This is a genomic window from Pacificimonas sp. ICDLI1SI03 (genome assembly GCF_054740865.1).
Window position 1 is genome coordinate 369,221 of the sequence record NZ_JBSQAU010000001.1, and the last position, 17,946, is coordinate 387,166.

Consider the following 17,946-nt stretch of genomic DNA (forward strand, 5'->3'; position numbering starts at 1 on the left):
AGCTTAGCCTGCTTTCTTCTGTTCCTGGATGGCACGGAAACGCGCCGCCCAGCCGTCTTTCATTTTCTGCTCGCCGCGCGTCAGGCCGAGCGCATCCTGTTCTACATCACGCGTCACCACAGAGCCGGCGCCGATAATCGCACCGTCGCCGATGCTCACGGGCGCAACCAGTGACGAATTGGACCCGATGAACGCGCCTGCACCGATCCGGGTCCGATATTTGAAAAAGCCATCATAATTACAGGTAATCGTGCCCGCTCCGATATTCGCGCCGGCCCCGACATCCGCATCGCCCAGATAGGTCAGGTGGTTGGCCTTGGCGCCTTCCCCCAGCGTGGATTTTTTCATCTCCACAAAGTTTCCGACCTTTGCCTCTGCCTTCATGATGGCGCCGGGGCGCAGGCGCGCGAACGGGCCGACCTCGCAATCCCGCCCTACATGCGCCCCCTCAAGGTGCGAATGCGCGCGGATTCGTGCGCCCGTCTCGACGACGACACCGGGGCCAAAAACAACATTGGGTTCGATCAGCACATCGGGTGCAAGCTGTGTGTCGTAGGAGAAGAACACGCTGGAGGGATCGCGAAGCGTCACCCCTTCGCGCATGGCGTCGGCGCGGCGTTCCTCCTGCCACAGCGCCTCCGCAGCGGCGAGATCCGCGCGGTCATTAACGCCGACGACTTCGCGTTCTGGAGCCTCCACTACGGCGGAATGGCGCCCATCGCCCCCGGCTACAGTGACAACATCCGGCAGATAATATTCACCTTGCGCATTATCATTGCCGATGCGCTCCAGCAGCTCGAAGACGTCCTTGCCGCGCGCGAGAATCGGACCGGCATTGCACAGGTCTACGGCCCGTTCGGCTTCATCTGCATCCTTATATTCTACCATCTTTGAGATCCGGCCATCACCGTCCGCGATGATTCGGCCATAGGCTTTTGGATCTGCGGGGCGGAAGCCCAGCACCACGGCGGCCGGGCTGTCCCCATCGTGCAGGCGCGCCTGCATGTGTCCGATGGTATCGGCCCTCAGCAGGGGGACGTCGCCGAAGCAGATCAGCACGTCGCCATCAAAGTCGACAAGTGACTGCTTTGCCTGCAGCGCTGCATGAGCGGTACCGAGCTGCTCGTGCTGATGGGCGAAAACGACGTTCATGTCGGCCATTTCTGCCGCGACGCTCTCGGCGCCGGCGCCGACGATGACGACAGTCTGTTGCAGTTGCAGTCGGCCAAGTTCCGTGACCAAACCCTTCAGCATTGGTCGGCCACCAATTGGATGCAGCACCTTGTGCAGGGCGGATTTCATGCGCGTGCCCTTGCCGGCGGCGAGAATGATGGCGGCAATGGGGTAGGGGGTCATCTGTAACAATCTCCAGCAATTGTGGCGCGTTTAGCGGAGAGTCCTTGCCAATTCTACAAAGCTGCGAAAGGGAGTGCGGGATGACCGTTTCCCGCCCCTGCATCGCCTTCGACCTTGATGGAACCCTCGTCGATACCGCCCCTGATCTCAGTGCCGCCATGAACGCCGTCTTAAGGCATTTTGGCCGCAGGGAGGTCGATGCGGCGCAGGTACGCGACATGGTGGGGCATGGCGCCAGGCGTACGATTGAAAAGGGTCTTGCGCTGACCGGCGGCGCCACCGAGGCGATGGTGGACGAGGGGCAGCCGATCTTCCTGCAGCACTATGCGGACCACATTTGTGATCTGTCCCGACCCTGGGACGATGTGGAATCGGTGCTGGACGAACTTTCGGAACATGCCGTCCTCGCCATTTGTACGAACAAGCCGATCAGACTGGCCGAATCCCTGATCGCCGCGCTTGGTTGGCAAGACCGGATTGCTGCGATCCTCGGCGCCGACAGCCTGGACGTTAAGAAGCCGCATCCGCGCCATTTGACGGAAACGATCCTGCGGGCAGGCGGATCGGTGTCACGTTCCGCCTATGTCGGCGATTCGGGGACAGATATGAAGGCCGCGCGGGGCGCAGGTGTGCCATCCGTATTGGTCAGCTTCGGTTATCTGGATGCGCCCATTCACGAACTTGACGCGGACATCGTCATTGATCGTTTTCGCGACCTGCCTGCCGCGCTTCAGCGCGTCGCGCCCGCCATTTGGTAAACAGGTGCCGGGTTAGCATTGGTAGCGGCATTCTCAGCCAATGACCGCGCAGAAACAGGATGAAATTGCTGATCGGAGTCGTCGGTGCGCCGTAGCGATCGTGCCCGCGAAGCTTTCCTAGCGCCAGTCGATCGATGAGGTCCGGCTTGCCTCTTAGCGCCGCCGGAGACGGCGTCCCATAAAGGCGGTGGGACAGCCGCAATGCCCGCGCCAGCGGCTGCGTCAAATCATGTGCCATCGCGGCGGATTTCAGATCGTCCCAGAAATCCGGCTGCTCCGCAAAATGCCGCACCAGGCGATCAATATCCCACAAGTTGCGCGCACCGCCCTGAAGGTCGCCGTCATAGGCGAGATGGGTCGCCGAGTGCAGCAGCATTTCCGCCGGCGCCATGATGTAGGCGCCGCAATTCGTCGGAATGGCGTTTGCCAGCATACGCTCTGGCCGCGGCGTCAGGCGCGCAGTGCGCGGCAGGATGGTGTGGTGCAGATCGATGACTCCCCCGCGCGTTTCGTGCGCGAGCGGGGGCAGTTCGTGCATCCACTCACGATAATAGCTGTCGTCATAGGTGCCCTTCGCCTTGATCGACTGCCAGCCATGGCGTTTCAGGGCAGTCTCGGCCTCGTTCAGGCGGTCGAACGGCACCATGATGTCTAGATCGCCGATATTCCTGCCGGGGCAGGGTGGCAGGTCCGCCATCAGATAGGCGGACCCTTTCATCAGGACGACCGGCATTCCTGTGGGTGCCAGCGCCTCTACCATTCGTTGCACTTCATAGCGGGCGGCGTTCTGCCGGACGCTTGCGATGGCTGCGGCCTCGTCCAGCAGCAGGCGCGCCTTGTCCGGCACGTGCATTCCAGTGGACAGCATGCCGATGGTGCCCATCAGCATTTCGACGCGGGCGACACGGATGAGCGCGTTCCACTGTTCATCGGTGAGGCGCTCCATCCTCTGCGGTTCGCGCAGAACGGAGTGCAGCAGAGTAGAGGGGGTCACTCGACATCACCCCATAATTTTTCCACCAGCTGCAGCCCCTCCTCGCTGGTGCCATAGGTTATGTCATAAGCAGGAACCGACCGGATCAAACGTACCAGGGCGTCAAAGCCCGGCTCCCCCAGGGTCAATTGGTTCGTCGAGGCGACGGAGAGGCGGAGATATGCTTCCGACTGCGTCATGCGACGTATCTCGGGTGAGGCGCCCACCGTAAAATGCGGCGACACGATAAGCGCCGGGCGCGCGGGCCGGTCCATGGCCTGTATTGCGTCCACAGGCGGCAGCAGATGCTGCACCGTACCCTTCATCGTCCCTTCCAGGCGGGGACCGAAGCGGTCGGCCGATACGCGTTCGCGCATGACGGGGATGGATTGATTCTTCAGGCCGATCGGGCGGGGGTAGGGCGTCAGCGAATAATCGTCTGCCAAGCCGATCAGGGCCAGTTCGTCACCGCAATGACGCCATCCCGCGCTCCACGACAGAAGCGCCGAGAGAGTGCTCTTGCCCGATCCTGAGTCGCCGACGATTACGACAGCCCGGTCATCGCGTGCGGCACTTGCCGCGTGCAGGATGATATCGCGCCGATAACCCAGCGCCATCTGCATGTTCACGCCCATTTCGAACGCCAGCAGTGCATGGCGCAGCGCGACGGGAACCGCCTCCTCAACAGTAAAGTCCGCTTGCAGCCGGATCGATGGGCGAAACCACCGCCGCCATGGCGTTGTCGGCAGGGCAGCCACGGCGAAATCATAGATTTCATCCGGCATTCCCTGGGGGTAGTCGCGATAAAGGTGCCCTAATGAGGCAATGGCCCCTCGAAAAGGGGAGCGGATGTCGAAGATTGCGGGGCCAATTCGCAACCGCATGTGCCCCATCGTCATGAAATATGTCGAACGATACCGAGTTCTGTCAATTGATCGAGCCGCAAGCAAAGCGCGCTGGCGGGGTCGCCTTCCTCCGCCTCGACCAGTCCGTGCACAGCTTCCAACCGAAGGAGGATTTGCTCCGCATCGGCGCCCCCGGCGGGGATAGCTTCGTAAATGGCTTCCATCTCAGGCGACAATATATGTGTCTCACCTGACAGGCGATGGAAAACCAGACTCAGATCGTCCAGCTTCTCGTACCGTACGGCTTCGACCGGCACATAAAGCGCCATTTCGACCGTTCAGGTTTTATAAGAGCTGTTGGTGATGGACATCAGGCAACTGATGCCCGCGCCCCCCGTGCCGCTATTCCGCATCTTCTGCAGATACTCGACATGCGCCTTGAACTGAGCGTCGTGAATATAGCGCCGGTTGATATAGCCGTCCTTAATTTCCTGACCGCTATAATGACCTTGAGATGGCGCATTAAAGACATCCACCTTTTTGCCATTCTTATAGTAATAAGCTTGGCCCCTATAATCAGTCTTTAACTGTTTATTCGGCGGAACTTGCTCACCATTTTCATCGATATAGTCGGGAATAGGAACCTGACACGCAAGGATTGAAATATTAGCCCCGCCGACACCACCGCCCGTCGCCATCGCCATTGATGGCGTCAGCGTGGCGATGGCCGGAACTGCAATGGCGCCCAGCTTCAGGACGCGACGGCGCGCATTCACCTCTGGCTCTTGCGGCTGCATCATGCCTTCCTGATCGCTATTTTGGTCGGTCATGTCATTCACCCTGCCTGCATTCTGTCCGTTCGCAATTCCGGAAATAGTCACGAAACGTGAACGGAACAAGTTTTCTCAGTCTAAGCAATAATCGTACCAGACCGCTAAGCGATTGAAACCACAACCTACGCCGGCACCTGGCACGAAATGATGTAAAATAAATCGACACATCGCCGCTCGTAAGGCATCCAGATCCCCGTAGGTTCTGCGTCGTGACGCGGCGGACTCAGTTGGTAGGAAGAAGTGACGGTCATGATCCGGCGCGGTCCACGCATTTATCTTATCGGCCTCTGCTGCCTTGGTCTCGGATATGGACTCGGCGTGGGAGAGATGATCCTGGCGGTCGTTTCGCTGGTCGCAGCGATTTGTCTGCTGCCGGGCATGATCGCTGCGGAGCCCAGGCGATCGCCTGCGGAGCAGCCATCCGAGGTGGCCGCATTATCGGAGTCGTCCGCAAGCGGGCAGATTTCGCTTTCCGATCTGGAGCCTGCCGCGGTCCTATTGAGCGGCGCCGGCATCATTACCGCGATGAATGCGGCGGCCGTTGACCTGCTGGGGCAGGGGACGGGCGAAACCGTAAGGCTGGTTCTGCGCGAGCCCTCCTCACTTGATGCGGTTCAACTCTCCCTTGCCGAGGGGCGCGAGATGGTACGCGAGGTGGAGGGGATCGGGCGCGGCAATACCGTCTATCGCCTGCGCGTCGCACCGGTGGAACGCGGCGGTTATCTTCTGACCCTTGCCGATATTTCGCCTGCGCGCGCAGCGGAACGCATGCGCGTCGACTTTGTCGCCAATGCCAGCCACGAACTGCGCACCCCGCTCGCCACCCTGGCCGGCTTTATAGAAACATTGCAGGGACCTGCTGCCGACGACCCGGAGGCAAGTAAGCGATTCCTGGGCGTAATGGCGGACGAGGCGGCACGCATGACGCGGCTGATCGACGATCTGCTCTCTTTGTCACGAATCGAACTGGATAAGAGCCTTCGCCCCCGCACGGCCGTCGACCTTGCAGAGACGGTGGATGAATTCTCGAAAACCGTCGACCTGAAGATGAAGGAGGCGCGTCGGCCCCTCCTTGTAGAGATTCAGCCGGGACTGCCTCCCGTCCTTGCCGATCGTGACCAGCTGCTGCAGGTTCTCAACAATCTCGTCTTCAACTCCATGAAATATGGTCGACCGGAAACGGCCATCAAACTGGCGGTGAAAACCGTCGGTTCTGCTGCCTCTATCAGCGTGCAGGACGAGGGGGACGGTATAGAGGCCGAGCATCTGCCGCGCCTGACCGAACGATTTTACCGGGTAGATGCTGGCCGCTCACGCAAGATGGGGGGGACGGGTCTCGGTCTTGCTATCGTAAAACACATCGTCGAGCGGCATCGCGGTCGCCTGGAAATTCGGTCTGTGCCCGGCGTCGGCACCCGCATCGCTTTCTCGGTTCCGCTGGCAGACATTCCGGCGTCAAACGGGGAGTCACAAAACTGACAAATCTGCGTGGCAAGGGGCCGCCACGGCGCGTTGAAGTGATGCGGGCGCCGACGCAGTTTCTATTGCAACGCCCGGCTTGCAGTCGTTGCCAATCAACCGGAGGACGCACATGTCGCTAGGCGCGCTCGCCCTGGTCCTTTTGGGGCTGACGGCGGTCACCTTCGCGATGACGCGAATGCGCGCGAATGCATTTGCATCCGGTGCACGTCCCAGGGATGTGCATTCCCGACCTGCTTATCACGCCGTGCGCGCGGGACTTCTTGCCCTTGTCCCCGCGCTTTTCCTATTGCTCGTATGGCTGGTCATCGGCGACGGTATCGTTGCGGACCGAGCCCTCGACCAACTACCGCAGGCGGCCCAGCCGGAAGCGGGCATCGAGCGCCAGGCATTTCTTACCGAAATGCGGTCCGTTGCCAGGGGGGATCTGCCCGCGGCGTTCAACCCAGCGGTAAATGAAGCGGTACCCATCTATCGCGAAACGCAGGCAAGCTGGACATGGCTGATCGGTGGGCTGGTCGTTTTGCTGGCCCTGATCGGTGGTGGGTATGGCTGGTTGAAGACGGCACCCGATCTGCGTGCCCGCACGCATGTGGAGCGTTTTGCAACGATCATCCTCGCGCTGGCTTCGCTCATTGCCATTCTCACGACATTCGGGATTGTTCTTTCCCTTCTCTACGAAAGCCTCGACTTTTTCAGCCGCGTGAACCCGCTTGAGTTTATTTTCGGCACACACTGGAGCCCGCAAACGGCGATCCGTGCTGATCAGGTCGGATCGTCCGGCGCATTCGGTGCTGTCCCCCTGTTTTGGGGCACAATATTCATCGGCGCGATCATTGCGATGGCGGTGGCTGTTCCATTGGGGCTGATGTCGGCAATCTTCCTGACGCAATATGCCCGTCCTACGGCGCGGAAAATCCTGAAGCCGTTGTTGGAAATTCTCGCCGGCGTACCTACGGTGGTCTATGGCTATTTCGCTGCACTGACCGTCGCACCGGCCGTTCGTGACGCCGCCATCGCAATCGGGATCGACAGCGCCTCCTCGGAAAGCGCCTTGGCCGCGGGGGTGGTGATGGGGATCATGATCATTCCGTTCGTATCGTCCATGGCCGATGATGCCCTGTCGTCGGTTCCTGGCGCGATGCGGGACGGTAGCCTGGCCATGGGGGCGACCCCCTCTGAGACGATCAAGAAGGTGCTCGTACCGGCTGCTCTGCCTGGTATCGTGGGCGGCATCCTGCTGGCCGTCAGTCGAGCGATCGGCGAGACCATGATTGTCGTCATGGCGGCGGGCCAGGCGGCGCGTCTGACCATCAACCCCCTGGACAGTGTAACGACCGTGACGGCGCAGATTGTCCAGCTGCTCACAGGCGATCAGGAATTTGACAGCGCCAAGACGCTTTCGGCCTTCGCGCTGGGCCTCGTTCTGTTCGTGGTGACGCTGCTTTTGAATATCTACGCTCTTGCGATCGTGAAGAGATACCGGGAGGCGTACGAATGACCTCTGCGGACGTCGCCCGCACCGGCACCGTGGACTGGCGCTCTGCGCAGATGCAGGCCCGTATTCGCAAACGTTATGCGAAGGAGCGCCGGTTCAGGTTCCTTGGCCTCGGCGCGCTGGTTTTCGCGGCAGGATTTCTGTTGTTCCTGCTGACGACCATCGTTTCGGATGGTATTGGCGGGTTTCAGAGGGCGGAAGTGCCGCTGGATATCGAATATTCCGCCACCACACTTGGTCTCGATCCCGCGCAGATGTCTGGCGATGGGGCAGATTATGCCATTAACCGCGCCGACTTCCGATCCTTGGTGAACGCTGCGGCGGAAGCGCAATTGGGCACGAGCGAGATGATCAGTGAAGGGGCATGGCTGGATGTCCGCGATCGGCTCCGCGACGACCCTTCGCTGCTCGGTAGCCGGGAACGCGTTTGGGTGGTCGCCGCACCAGAGGTAGACTTGCTTGCAAAGGGTCAGATTTCCTTCGACGTGCCTGCTCAGCGCAGAGCGGTCTCCCAGGAGATGATCAATCAATATGTCGTTCTGAATGATCGGGGCGATGTTCAGCTGTCTCTCAATACCGGGTTTCTGACGAAGGCCGATTCGACGAGTGCCGAACTGGCGGGGATCTGGGGGGCGCTGCTCGGCTCGCTTTTGACGATGGCGATCACCTTGGCGCTCAGCTTCCCAATAGGTGTCATGACGGCTGTCTATCTGGAGGAATATGCGCCCCGGAACCGATTTACGGACATGATCGAAGTATCCATTAACAATCTGGCCGCGGTCCCCTCCATCATTTTCGGCCTGTTGGGTTTGTCCGTATTCCTGAACACCTTTGGCATGCCGCGGTCCGCCCCCGTCGTGGGCGGCGTCACGCTCGCGCTGATGACCCTGCCTGTCATCGTCATCGCGTCGCGTGTGTCGCTGCAATCCGTTCCCCCCAGCATTCGCGACGCCGCGTTGGGAATCGGCGCATCGCGGTTGCAGGTCATTCTTCATCATATCCTTCCCGTGGCCTTGCCAGGTATCCTGACGGGAACGATCATCGGGTTGAGTCGGGCGCTTGGCGAAACTGCACCACTATTGCTGATCGGCATGCGCGCATTCGTATCCGACGTGCCGGGCGGGGTAACGGATCCTGCGACCGCATTGCCCGTCCAGATATTTCTGTGGTCGGACGAAGTGGGGCGCGGCTTCGTCGAGAAAACAAGTGCCGCAATCATGGTGCTCTTGGCCGTCCTCCTCAGTATGAACGGCGTGGCAATCTATTTGAGAAACAAGTTCGAGAGGCGCTGGTAATGGCGACGCAAGTGAAGGAAGCGGCAGCCGAGGAGGCGCATGTCAGGGAGCAGACGCTGGTCCACGACGAGATCGCGTTCGCCAATGACGCGAAAATGACAGCTCGCGATGTCGATGTGTTCTATGGCGAAAAGAAAGCCGTAGACAGCGTCTCCATCGACGTCGATTCCCATTATGTCACGGCTTTCATCGGCCCCTCCGGCTGCGGCAAGTCGACCTTTCTTCGCTGCTTCAACCGGATGAACGACACAATCGATATTGCGCGGGTGCAGGGGCGGATCGAACTGGATGGCGAAGATATTTATGATCCCCGCATGGATGTAGTGCAGCTGCGCGCCCGGGTCGGCATGGTATTCCAGAAACCGAATCCCTTCCCGAAATCGATCTACGAAAATATTGCCTATGGCCCCCGTATTCACGGGTTGGCCAGCAACAAGGCGGACATGGACGGCATTGTGGAGGCCAGCCTGACGCGAGCGGGCCTTTGGAATGAGGTAAAGGATCGCCTGGACGACAGCGGCACCGCCCTTTCCGGCGGGCAGCAGCAGCGTCTCTGCATCGCGCGCGCCATTGCTGTGGATCCCGAAGTGATCCTGATGGACGAGCCCTGTTCGGCGCTTGATCCCATCGCAACGGCGAAGATCGAGGAACTGATTGAGGAGTTGAAGGGGCGCTTTGCGATTGTCATCGTGACCCATAATATGCAGCAGGCGGCGCGTATCTCGCAGCGAACGGCCTTCTTTCACTTGGGCAATCTGGTTGAATATGGCGATACGGAGACCATCTTTACAAATCCCCGTGCGGATCGAACGCGCGACTATATTACTGGTCGTTTCGGGTAATTAGGATACCAGCATGAACAGTACGACGGCCCATACGGTAAAATCTTTCGACGACGACCTGCGCCTTCTCCGGTCGATGATCGGCGAAATGGGCGGTCTGGCGCGTTCGCAGGTGAACGAGGCGATTACGGCGCTTCTTTCGCATGATGTGGAACTCGCAAAGCGCGTGGTCGAGGCGGACAAGCGCATCGACGAATTGGAAATGGAGGCCGAGTCCTTCGCAATTTCGATTATCGCGCGCCGCAGCCCGCTGGCTCAGGACCTTCGCGAGGTTATCGCAGCCCTGAAGATTGGCGCCGTCATCGAACGTATTGGCGATTACGGCAAGAATATTGCCAAGCGTGTGGAAGCGCTTTCATCGAGCGGATATCGCGGGGCAAGCGCCGGTGTGGAACAGATCGGCAGCATGGCATCGGCGCTGGTGGACGACGCCATGCGCTCTTTTGCCGAACGCGATCCTTTCCTCGCCCGCGCAGTCAGCGATGGCGATGAGGCCATTGACGATTATTATGAAAGCCTCTTTCAGACCCTGTTGGGCGAAATCGCCGAGGATCCGGAGAACACCGCCCCGGCGACGCACCTGATTTTCATCATCAAGAATCTTGAGCGCATCGGCGATCATGCGACGAACATAGCGGAAATGGTACATTACAGCGCCACGGGCGAGCATCTTGAGGACAGACCAAAGGGCGGCGACGCGACCGGCCTGTCGCTGCCTCTCTGAGCCAGAAGCAAGGAGTGCGGAAATGAACCCGAAAGTGCTGATCGTCGAGGATGATGCAAACCTCGTCGAACTCCTGACCTATAATTTTCGGAAGGAAGGGTTCGATACCGTTCAGACCGAGGATGGCGAAGAGGCGCTCGTTTTGGCGCTGGAAGAAGCGCCAGACATCATCATCCTAGACTGGATGATCGCAAATCTGTCGGGCATCGAGGTATGCCGCCGCCTGCGGCGTGATCCGGAAACCGCAAACCTGCCTGTCATCATGCTGACGGCGCGGACGGACGAGGCGGACCGTATTCGCGGGCTCGATACCGGTGCCGACGATTACATCACCAAGCCGTTCAGCCCGCGCGAGCTGATTGCACGCGTCAACGCCGTATTGCGGCGGCTGCGTCCCGCCATTGCCGGGTCCACACTTGAATATGCCGATATTGAGATGGATCTCGGCGCGCATAAGGTGACGCGTGGCGGCCAGCGTGTGCCCCTGGGCCCCACTGAATTCCGGCTGTTACGCCATTTCCTTGAGCATCCCGGGCGTGTGTTCAGCCGCGAACAATTGCTGGACAGTGTCTGGGGCCGCGACGTTTATGTCGAGCAGCGCACGGTCGACGTTCACATTCGCCGACTGCGCAAGGCGATCAATGAAGGCGGACGCCCCGACATGATCCGGACCGTCCGCTCTGCCGGATACGCCCTCGATGAGGCCGCCAAGGTCGGCTAGTCTGCTGCCGGGGGCAGTAAATTATTGCATATAAAAGCTGACTAGGCGCGACGGGGGTTGCTGCGCTAATATGTGCCGGTAGCGTATGTATGGGGGGAGTTAATTTGATGGGTTGCAGCAACCGTCTTGCGGGTGCCGTCAAAGTGACGGACCTGCATTCTTCCCACAGGGACCAACTGAATTAGCATCGCCATGCGTGATGGGCGCGATCCCTCTTCGCACGGATTCTGCTCTTGCGTGGCGGTTTTCATGGCGCTGCTCATGCTGTTCTATTTTTCCGGCCCCTATTGGACCCTATGGCGCATGGGAGCAGCGCTGCAGGCGGAGGACGAGGACGAATTTTCCAACTATGTCGACTATGAGGCTATCCGCGCCTCGCTGAAGCGGGACATACTCGCCGACATCGAAAAACGCAGCGGTCTGCGCGGCAGGACTTTCTCGCCCGGCCAAATGGCCATGGCGGAAAATATGGTCGATCCGATTCTCAACCGCTTCGTTAGTCCGACGAGCATCGAGATCCTCCTTGCCGAAGCACAGAAGGCCAATTTGGCGGCTGGCGCATCGGACAGTTCCTGGAGCGGCATCTGGAACTTGGTTGATGTCGAACGCATAGGCCTGATCGGATTTTCGGTGGGAACCGAAGAACGGCGGCCCCTGATCTTCGAACGCCGCGGATTCGGCTATCGCCTTGTCCGCATCGATCTTAGCGGGGCCGCTCTTCAGTCTGACTGAGCCATGGGTATGACGGGCGAAAACGTGTCGTCGTCACGAAGCAGATGCAGCATGCCATGCGCGACAGCGAAATGCCCACCGTGCAGGCGCAGCCGCCCATCAGCCATGCGCTCCTGGATAAAGGGGAAGCTTTTCAGGTTCTTCAGACTGACGCGCACCGCCTCATGTTCCAGGGCGAGCAGCGCCTCTGCATCGTGACGGCCGTCATGGGCTTTCAGCACGCGATCGCGCGCCTCGTCCAAAAGGGCGATCCAGCTTGCAATGAAATATCCTTCGCCCGGCGCATTCCCCGCGAAATGATCCGTCAGCGATGCCTGGCAACCGCCACAGCCGCCATGCCCAAGAACCAGAATGTCCTGTACTTCAAGCTGGGTAACGGCGAATTCCACCGCGGCTGAAACGCCGTGCAGACCGCCGCCCGGATCGAAGGGGGGCACAAGATTGGCGACATTGCGGACGGTAAATATCTCGCCAGGGCCCACGTCGAAAATCAACGACGGAGAAACGCGGCTGTCCGCACAACTGATAACCATCGTTCCCGGATTCTGGCCCTTCGACAAGGTATCGTAGCGCGCCTTCTGTTCAGGATAGGCAGATGTACGAAAGCGAGCGTAGCCGTTCAGCAACTGTGTAAATTCTGTCATGCGTGACGCCCTACCGCAGTTGTTTCCCGCGCTCCAGCCGCTATCTGTCCCTCATGGCAACAGTACCCGAAACAACTTCCGAGCCTGCCCGGCGCGCCCGCAAACCTGACTGGCTGCGCGTCAAGGCGCCCACAACCGTCGGTTTTGCGGAGACGCGCAAGCTGATGCGGCGGCTGAATCTCAATACTGTATGCGAAGAGGCGGCATGTCCGAATATCGGTGAATGCTGGACCCAGAAGCACGCAACGGTGATGATCCTGGGCGACACCTGCACCCGGGCATGCGCTTTTTGTAATGTAAAGACGGGCATGCCGCAGCCGGTCGATCCGCTTGAGCCGGAGCATGTAGCCGTTGCCGCGGGCGAACTTGGCCTGGAACATATCGTCATAACCTCCGTCGACCGCGACGATCTGCCGGACGGCGGCGCGCGGCAATTTGTAAAGGTTATCGAGGCGCTGAGAAAGAATGCGCCGAACACGACGATCGAGATTCTGACGCCAGATTTTCGTAATAAGGCCGACGAAGCGGTGAAAATGATCGTCGAAGCGCGGCCCGACGTTTACAATCATAATCTGGAAACCGTTCCACGGCTGTACCCCACGATCCGGCCAGGTGCGCGCTACTACCATTCGCTGCGCCTGCTGGAGCGTGTGAAAACCCTCGACCCGACCATCTTCACGAAATCCGGCATGATGATGGGTTTGTCGGAAGAGCGTCTGGAGGTTCATCAGGTGATGGACGACATGCGGTCCGCCGATGTCGATTTTCTGACGCTGGGACAATATCTGCAACCGACGCCGAAACACGCCAAGGTTATGGATTTCGTGACGCCTGATCAGTTCAAATCCTATGGCGACATTGCGCGGGCGAAGGGATTCTTGCTGGTATCGTCGACGCCGCTGACGCGCTCCAGCTATCACGCGGGCGATGATTTCGCGAAGCTGAAGGCCGCACGAGAGGCGAAGCTCGCCAGGCGCTGACCGTTAGGCGGCCAGCACCTGCAGGAACGTTCCCACCCTTTCATGCAGGCCGCCAAGCTGTTCGTCGACGGTGCCGCTGGCGCTTTCCACGCTGGCCATATGTCCGCTCATCGCTTCGGTCGTTTGGCGGATGCTCGCGATGGCGGCCGACATTGAATCAGCGCTAAGCGCCGTTTCGTCAACTGCGCCGGTGATCATGGTGACCGTTTCGGACTGACGGTCCATCGCCTCGCGTATGCGGGCCGCGGAACCGCGTACGCTTTCCACCGTATCGAGAATCGAGCGATTTGCGTCGACGGCCAGCCGTGTGGACTGCTGAATCGCGCCGATCTGCTTGGCGATGTCATCCGTAGCCTTCGCTGTCTGACCGGCAAGGTTCTTCACTTCGCTTGCAACTACGGCAAAGCCGCGTCCGCTTTCGCCTGCTCGCGCGGCCTCGATCGTGGCATTTAGCGCCAGCAGGTTCGTCTGGCCCGCAATGCTGCGGATCAGGCTGACGCAGGATTCAATGGATTTGGCATGATCCGCCAGAGTATCGGCGGTCTGCATGGCACTACGCGCTTCCTCGCTGGCTTTTTCGATGACCAGCGTGGCGCCGTCGACTTCCCTGCGGGTGTCTTCGATGGCGTGGATCAAGCCTGTGGACGTTTCCGCCGCCTCGCGCATGGCCGTTGCCGATTGTTCGGCGGCTGCGGCGACTTCGGCGGCCTTGCCCAGCATACCTCGCGTCTGATCTGCGGCCGAGCCGGCCTGCTGGCGCGCGCCCCGGCTCTGGACAGAGGCGCTCTCCACAACCGTCGCGATCTGCTCGCGGAAGGCGATGCTCTGCTCGGCAATGCGGTGTTTGGCATCGCGCATCATCAACGTTCGCATGAACGTCATGATTACTTCGACCTCCATCATGTTGATTCGCGCAAAGGACTGCACCAACCGCGCCGCCTCTGCGGGGTTTTCCGCCCGCTCCAGCAAATATTGGGTGGCCAGCTGATTCGCGGCTGCGAAGGCGCCGATCATCTCCAGTGGCTCATAGCCGCCCCGGTCGATCTCGCCGCCCAGATTAGCGGTCCGCTTCATCCATGCGGCATCGATGGGCGGCGATAATTTTTGCCGGATATAGGCAATGCTCCTGTCATAGGCGCGTTGCTGTTCGGCCCCTTCCAGATTTTTTCGCAGGGAGGATGAGCGTGCGAAATGCTCCCAGAAGGCCGTGGCGAGCTCTTCCGTGGAATCGATCAGCAGGTCGCAGATGATCGCGAAATCGGCCTGTGCCGCGCCATCGATCTGATAGGCAAGCATCCGTTCGGGCAGGAAGATCTTGCTTCCGAGAATATGATCGGGATCTTCGTGATGGAGATAATCCATATCGGCGGCCATTGCCGTCATACTCCTATTGATGACGCTCGCGTGTCGGTGACATTCGCGCCCTATATGCCTAGGGTTAAGACCATCTAACCAAAGCGGAGGAGCTGATTTTTTGTACGTAGAATGATGCATCCTTTTCAAGTTCATCGTTGCTTCCCGCACGATTGCGGCGCTTTGACGGTTGCGATGAGCCGTGCCCTCGGTAAAGACGGGGCGTTCAAAGTCTAAGGGATCATGTTCATGGCTTCACGGCCGACAGTCGGGGCACGGCCCCGGCCACTTTCGCCGCATCTCTCTATCTGGCGGTGGCGCGTCCACACGGTCACGTCGATCATGCATCGCGCGACCGGTGACGGTCTCGCCATTATCGGCGGCAGTCTTTTCACCTGGTGGCTGGTTTCCGCCGCCATGGGTCCAGAGGCGTATGCCAGCTTTCTTTCGATTGCGACGGGGCCGATCGGTCTGGTGGTGGGCATCGGGCTGACCTGGGGCGTTTTCCAGCATGCGTCGTCCGGCGTGCGTCACCTTGTCATGGATACGGGCGCAGGTCTTGAAATCCATACATCCAAGACGACGGCCACGCTGACCTATTTCGTGTCCACACTTCTCACCGTCGCCCTTTGGGCGTTTATTCTGCTGGGGTAATCATGGCTGTTTCTCGAGGTACGGAACTCGGCCGCGTGCGCGGCCTCGGCTCGGCGAAGGGCGGGGCGCACCATTGGTGGGTGCAGCGCCTGACGGCGGTATCTAATCTTCTTCTGCTCACATGGTTCATCGTGTCCCTGGTGACCCTTCCCCGGCTTGACCATTTCACGATGGTGGAGTGGCTGCGGCAACCGTGGGTCGCGGTGCCGCTCGCTTTGATGACGATCAGCATCTTCTATCATCTGCGCCTGGGCCTTCAGGTGCTTGTGGAAGATTATTCCGACGGTGGGACGCGCATCGCGCTGCTGCTCCTCATCAGTGCTTTTGCCATCGTGGGCGGCGCCCTTTCACTTTTCTCCATCTTCACCATCGCGCTCGGCGCGTAGGATTACGAGACCTTCATGGCCAGCAAGTTTAACGAAACCTATCCCATAACCGATCACACCTACGATGCGGTCGTCGTCGGCGCCGGCGGTTCCGGCCTGCGTGCCGCGATGGGCATTGCAGAAACCGGTCTGAAAACCGCCTGCATTACGAAGGTGTTTCCGACGCGCTCGCACACGGTGGCGGCACAGGGCGGCATTGCTGCCAGCCTGGGGAATATGGGGCCGGATCATTGGACCTGGCACATGTTCGACACGGTGAAGGGCTCCGATTGGCTGGGCGATCAGGATGCCATCGAATATCTGTGTCGGGAGGCTCCTGCCGCGGTTTTCGAGCTGGAACATTACGGTGTGCCATTCAGCCGTACGGAGGAAGGCAAGATCTATCAGCGCGCGTTCGGCGGCATGACCCAGAATATGGGCGAGGGGCCGGCTGCCCAGCGCACATGTGCCGCCGCCGACCGTACCGGCCACGCCATGTTGCACGCGCTCTATCAGCAGAGCCTGCGCTACGACACGGATTTCTTTATCGAATATTTCGCGCTCGACCTGATCATGGATGCCGATGGGACCTGTCGCGGCGTCCTGGCAATGGACATGGAGACGGGCACGATCCACCGCTTCCGCGCTCACAATACCGTACTTGCGACGGGTGGCTATGGTCGCGCCTATTTCAGCGCGACCTCGGCTCATACATGCACCGGTGATGGCGGCGGCATGGTACTGCGTGCCGGTCTGGCGATGCAGGACATGGAATTCGTGCAGTTCCATCCGACGGGAGTTTACGGTGCCGGTGTTCTCATCACCGAGGGCGCGCGCGGCGAGGGCGGCTATCTGACAAACTCCGAGGGCGAACGCTTTATGGAGCGCTATGCCCCCTCGGCAAAGGATCTTGCCAGCCGCGACGTCGTGTCCCGCTCCATGGCGATGGAAATGCGGGAGGGGCGTGGCGTCGGTTCCGAAGGCGACCACATCAACCTTCACCTCGATCATATCGACGCGGATATTCTGGCCGAGCGTCTGCCGGGTATTTCGGAAACCGCGAAGATCTTTGCTGGTGTCGACGTAACGAAGGGACCGATCCCTGTTACGCCGACTGTCCATTATAATATGGGCGGAATACCGACGAATTATCATGGCGAAGTCGTTACCAAACGCGACGGAAATCCCGACAGTGTCGTACCGGGGCTGTTTGCCGTGGGTGAGGCAGGGTGCGTGTCCGTCCATGGTGCCAACCGACTAGGTTCCAACAGCCTAATCGATCTGGTCGTCTTTGGCCGTGGCACGGCGCACCGCATTCACGAAATCACCAAGCCCGGAACAAAGCATGGTGATATCGACACGGCAGCGGACGAAAAGGCGCTGACGCGTCTCGACGGGTTCCGAAATGCAAAGGGCGGATCACCGACGGCGGAAGTTCGGCTGGCGATGCAGAAAACGATGCAGGCCAATTGTGCGGTTTTCCGTACTTCCGAGGTGCTTGAGGAGGGCAAGACCAAGATCAACGCCGTTTATCAGCGGATGGCTGATCTTGCGATTACGGACCGCAGCATGGTGTGGAATACCGATCTGATCGAGACGTTGGAACTCGACAATATGATCGGCCAGGCCGTTCTGACCATGAACATGGCGGCAAATCGTACCGAAAGCCGCGGTGCCCACATGCACGAGGACTTCCCGGATCGGAATGACGACGAGTGGATGGTCCACAGCCTTGGCTGGTTCCGCGATGGTCAGGTGGAACTGAACACCAGGCCGGTGCACAGCTACACGCTGACCGACGACATCGACTACATCAAACCGAAGAAGCGGGTCTATTAAGCTGCGGAGGCCGGGTGCCTCCGTAGCTTAGCCATCCTGACTTCTGGCGCTGCGG

The 17,946-nt window shown here is 59.9% G+C and carries 19 protein-coding genes; 12 read left to right on the forward strand and 7 right to left on the reverse strand.

The genetic code is table 11. From position 1 onward, the window contains the following. Window positions 1–3: 3 nt before the first annotated feature. A complete protein-coding gene (glmU, locus tag ACSMXM_RS01720) occupies window positions 4–1,356 on the reverse strand; it encodes a bifunctional UDP-N-acetylglucosamine diphosphorylase/glucosamine-1-phosphate N-acetyltransferase GlmU (protein WP_460313415.1) in 1,353 nt (450 codons plus the stop codon). An 80-nt stretch (window positions 1,357–1,436) separates the two neighbouring features. Here glmU and ACSMXM_RS01725 point away from each other — a divergent pair, with 80 nt between their 5' ends. Continuing rightward, entirely contained in the window at window positions 1,437–2,114 is a 678-nt protein-coding gene (locus ACSMXM_RS01725; RefSeq protein WP_460313416.1) for an HAD hydrolase-like protein, read from the forward strand. Here the strand turns inward: ACSMXM_RS01725 and ACSMXM_RS01730 are convergent. From ACSMXM_RS01730 to ACSMXM_RS01745, 4 genes are read right to left on the reverse strand one after another with little or no spacing between them, the layout of a single operon-like run. After that, the gene (locus ACSMXM_RS01730) at window positions 2,053–3,108 is read right to left on the reverse strand and encodes a nucleotidyltransferase domain-containing protein (RefSeq protein ID WP_460313418.1); all 1,056 of its coding nucleotides are present in this window, start codon (window positions 3,106–3,108) and stop codon (window positions 2,053–2,055) included. The two genes, ACSMXM_RS01725 and ACSMXM_RS01730, sit on opposite strands and share 62 nt — an antisense overlap. Continuing rightward, window positions 3,105–3,986, reverse strand: a complete 882-nt coding sequence (locus ACSMXM_RS01735) for an HprK-related kinase A (RefSeq protein ID WP_460313420.1) — start codon at window positions 3,984–3,986, stop codon at window positions 3,105–3,107. Before ACSMXM_RS01735 ends, ACSMXM_RS01730 begins: the two co-directional genes overlap by 4 nt. Then, complete coding sequence (locus ACSMXM_RS01740) at window positions 3,983–4,249, reverse strand: HPr-rel-A system PqqD family peptide chaperone (protein ID WP_460313422.1); 267 nt, start codon at window positions 4,247–4,249, stop codon at window positions 3,983–3,985. The genes ACSMXM_RS01735 and ACSMXM_RS01740 overlap by 4 nt, the downstream gene beginning before the upstream one ends. A gap of 21 nt (window positions 4,250–4,270) precedes the next feature. Next, complete coding sequence (locus ACSMXM_RS01745) at window positions 4,271–4,762, reverse strand: hypothetical protein (RefSeq protein ID WP_460313424.1); 492 nt, start codon at window positions 4,760–4,762, stop codon at window positions 4,271–4,273. A 252-nt stretch (window positions 4,763–5,014) separates the two neighbouring features. Between ACSMXM_RS01745 and ACSMXM_RS01750 the strand changes: the two genes are divergently transcribed. The 7 genes from ACSMXM_RS01750 (at window position 5,015) to ACSMXM_RS01780 (ending at window position 12,056) form a co-directional block, all read left to right on the forward strand. Continuing rightward, window positions 5,015–6,244 carry an ATP-binding protein gene (locus ACSMXM_RS01750; protein ID WP_460313426.1) on the forward strand — a complete coding sequence of 410 codons (1,230 nt, stop codon included), beginning with the start codon at window positions 5,015–5,017 and terminating at the stop codon, window positions 6,242–6,244. A 112-nt stretch (window positions 6,245–6,356) separates the two neighbouring features. Then, a complete protein-coding gene (gene pstC / locus ACSMXM_RS01755; protein ID WP_460313428.1) occupies window positions 6,357–7,745 on the forward strand; it encodes a phosphate ABC transporter permease subunit PstC in 1,389 nt (462 codons plus the stop codon). Continuing rightward, a complete protein-coding gene (gene pstA / locus ACSMXM_RS01760) occupies window positions 7,742–9,037 on the forward strand; it encodes a phosphate ABC transporter permease PstA (RefSeq protein ID WP_460313430.1) in 1,296 nt (431 codons plus the stop codon). Before pstC ends, pstA begins: the two co-directional genes overlap by 4 nt. Window positions 9,038–9,132: 95 nt before the next feature. Continuing rightward, the gene (gene pstB, locus ACSMXM_RS01765; protein ID WP_460316328.1) at window positions 9,133–9,879 is read left to right on the forward strand and encodes a phosphate ABC transporter ATP-binding protein PstB; all 747 of its coding nucleotides are present in this window, start codon (window positions 9,133–9,135) and stop codon (window positions 9,877–9,879) included. 13 nt (window positions 9,880–9,892) lie between these two features. Continuing rightward, on the forward strand, window positions 9,893–10,603 hold the full coding sequence (phoU, locus tag ACSMXM_RS01770) for a phosphate signaling complex protein PhoU (RefSeq protein WP_460313432.1): 711 nt from the start codon (window positions 9,893–9,895) through the stop codon (window positions 10,601–10,603). Window positions 10,604–10,625: 22 nt separating this feature from the next. Continuing rightward, window positions 10,626–11,324, forward strand: coding sequence for a phosphate regulon transcriptional regulator PhoB (phoB, locus tag ACSMXM_RS01775; RefSeq protein ID WP_460313433.1), 699 nt, complete (start codon window positions 10,626–10,628; stop codon window positions 11,322–11,324). 249 nt (window positions 11,325–11,573) lie between these two features. Further along, window positions 11,574–12,056 (forward strand): DUF2939 domain-containing protein, encoded by a 483-nt coding sequence (locus ACSMXM_RS01780; RefSeq protein ID WP_460313435.1) that lies wholly within the window; start codon window positions 11,574–11,576, stop codon window positions 12,054–12,056. On the opposite strand, the gene ACSMXM_RS01785 is transcribed toward ACSMXM_RS01780, so the two are convergent. Next, window positions 12,044–12,700, reverse strand: a complete 657-nt coding sequence (locus ACSMXM_RS01785) for a carbonic anhydrase (RefSeq protein WP_460313437.1) — start codon at window positions 12,698–12,700, stop codon at window positions 12,044–12,046. The genes ACSMXM_RS01780 and ACSMXM_RS01785 overlap by 13 nt on opposite strands. Before the next feature lie 53 nt (window positions 12,701–12,753). On the opposite strand from ACSMXM_RS01785, the gene lipA reads away from it, so the two are divergent. Further along, complete coding sequence (lipA, locus tag ACSMXM_RS01790) at window positions 12,754–13,680, forward strand: lipoyl synthase (RefSeq protein WP_460313439.1); 927 nt, start codon at window positions 12,754–12,756, stop codon at window positions 13,678–13,680. A gap of 3 nt (window positions 13,681–13,683) precedes the next feature. On the opposite strand, the gene ACSMXM_RS01795 is transcribed toward lipA, so the two are convergent. After that, complete coding sequence (locus ACSMXM_RS01795; protein WP_460313441.1) at window positions 13,684–15,054, reverse strand: methyl-accepting chemotaxis protein; 1,371 nt, start codon at window positions 15,052–15,054, stop codon at window positions 13,684–13,686. Window positions 15,055–15,282: 228 nt separating this feature from the next. Here ACSMXM_RS01795 and sdhC point away from each other — a divergent pair, with 228 nt between their 5' ends. From sdhC to sdhA, 3 genes are read left to right on the forward strand one after another with little or no spacing between them, the layout of a single operon-like run. Beyond that, window positions 15,283–15,687 carry a succinate dehydrogenase, cytochrome b556 subunit gene (sdhC, locus tag ACSMXM_RS01800; protein ID WP_460313442.1) on the forward strand — a complete coding sequence of 135 codons (405 nt, stop codon included), beginning with the start codon at window positions 15,283–15,285 and terminating at the stop codon, window positions 15,685–15,687. 2 nt (window positions 15,688–15,689) lie between these two features. Beyond that, window positions 15,690–16,073, forward strand: coding sequence for a succinate dehydrogenase, hydrophobic membrane anchor protein (gene sdhD, locus ACSMXM_RS01805; RefSeq protein WP_460313443.1), 384 nt, complete (start codon window positions 15,690–15,692; stop codon window positions 16,071–16,073). 15 nt (window positions 16,074–16,088) lie between these two features. After that, window positions 16,089–17,891, forward strand: a complete 1,803-nt coding sequence (gene sdhA / locus ACSMXM_RS01810) for a succinate dehydrogenase flavoprotein subunit (protein WP_460313445.1) — start codon at window positions 16,089–16,091, stop codon at window positions 17,889–17,891. The last annotated feature ends 55 nt before the right edge of the window (window positions 17,892–17,946 follow it).

What these genes read in the sequence shown, in the direction of transcription:
- glmU (WP_460313415.1), bottom strand. Translation starts at nt 1,356, where the DNA reads ATGACCCCCTACCCCATTGCCGCCATCATTCTCGCCGCCGGCAAGGGC.
- ACSMXM_RS01725 (WP_460313416.1), top strand. Translation starts at nt 1,437, where the DNA reads ATGACCGTTTCCCGCCCCTGCATCGCCTTCGACCTTGATGGAACCCTC.
- ACSMXM_RS01735 (WP_460313420.1), bottom strand. Translation starts at nt 3,986, where the DNA reads ATGACGATGGGGCACATGCGGTTGCGAATTGGCCCCGCAATCTTCGAC.
- ACSMXM_RS01745 (WP_460313424.1), bottom strand. Translation starts at nt 4,762, where the DNA reads ATGACCGACCAAAATAGCGATCAGGAAGGCATGATGCAGCCGCAAGAG.
- ACSMXM_RS01750 (WP_460313426.1), top strand. Translation starts at nt 5,015, where the DNA reads ATGATCCGGCGCGGTCCACGCATTTATCTTATCGGCCTCTGCTGCCTT.
- pstC (WP_460313428.1), top strand. Translation starts at nt 6,357, where the DNA reads ATGTCGCTAGGCGCGCTCGCCCTGGTCCTTTTGGGGCTGACGGCGGTC.
- pstA (WP_460313430.1), top strand. Translation starts at nt 7,742, where the DNA reads ATGACCTCTGCGGACGTCGCCCGCACCGGCACCGTGGACTGGCGCTCT.
- pstB (WP_460316328.1), top strand. Translation starts at nt 9,133, where the DNA reads ATGACAGCTCGCGATGTCGATGTGTTCTATGGCGAAAAGAAAGCCGTA.
- phoU (WP_460313432.1), top strand. Translation starts at nt 9,893, where the DNA reads ATGAACAGTACGACGGCCCATACGGTAAAATCTTTCGACGACGACCTG.
- phoB (WP_460313433.1), top strand. Translation starts at nt 10,626, where the DNA reads ATGAACCCGAAAGTGCTGATCGTCGAGGATGATGCAAACCTCGTCGAA.
- ACSMXM_RS01780 (WP_460313435.1), top strand. Translation starts at nt 11,574, where the DNA reads ATGGCGCTGCTCATGCTGTTCTATTTTTCCGGCCCCTATTGGACCCTA.
- ACSMXM_RS01785 (WP_460313437.1), bottom strand. Translation starts at nt 12,700, where the DNA reads ATGACAGAATTTACACAGTTGCTGAACGGCTACGCTCGCTTTCGTACA.
- lipA (WP_460313439.1), top strand. Translation starts at nt 12,754, where the DNA reads ATGGCAACAGTACCCGAAACAACTTCCGAGCCTGCCCGGCGCGCCCGC.
- ACSMXM_RS01795 (WP_460313441.1), bottom strand. Translation starts at nt 15,054, where the DNA reads ATGGCCGCCGATATGGATTATCTCCATCACGAAGATCCCGATCATATT.
- sdhC (WP_460313442.1), top strand. Translation starts at nt 15,283, where the DNA reads ATGGCTTCACGGCCGACAGTCGGGGCACGGCCCCGGCCACTTTCGCCG.
- sdhD (WP_460313443.1), top strand. Translation starts at nt 15,690, where the DNA reads ATGGCTGTTTCTCGAGGTACGGAACTCGGCCGCGTGCGCGGCCTCGGC.
- sdhA (WP_460313445.1), top strand. Translation starts at nt 16,089, where the DNA reads ATGGCCAGCAAGTTTAACGAAACCTATCCCATAACCGATCACACCTAC.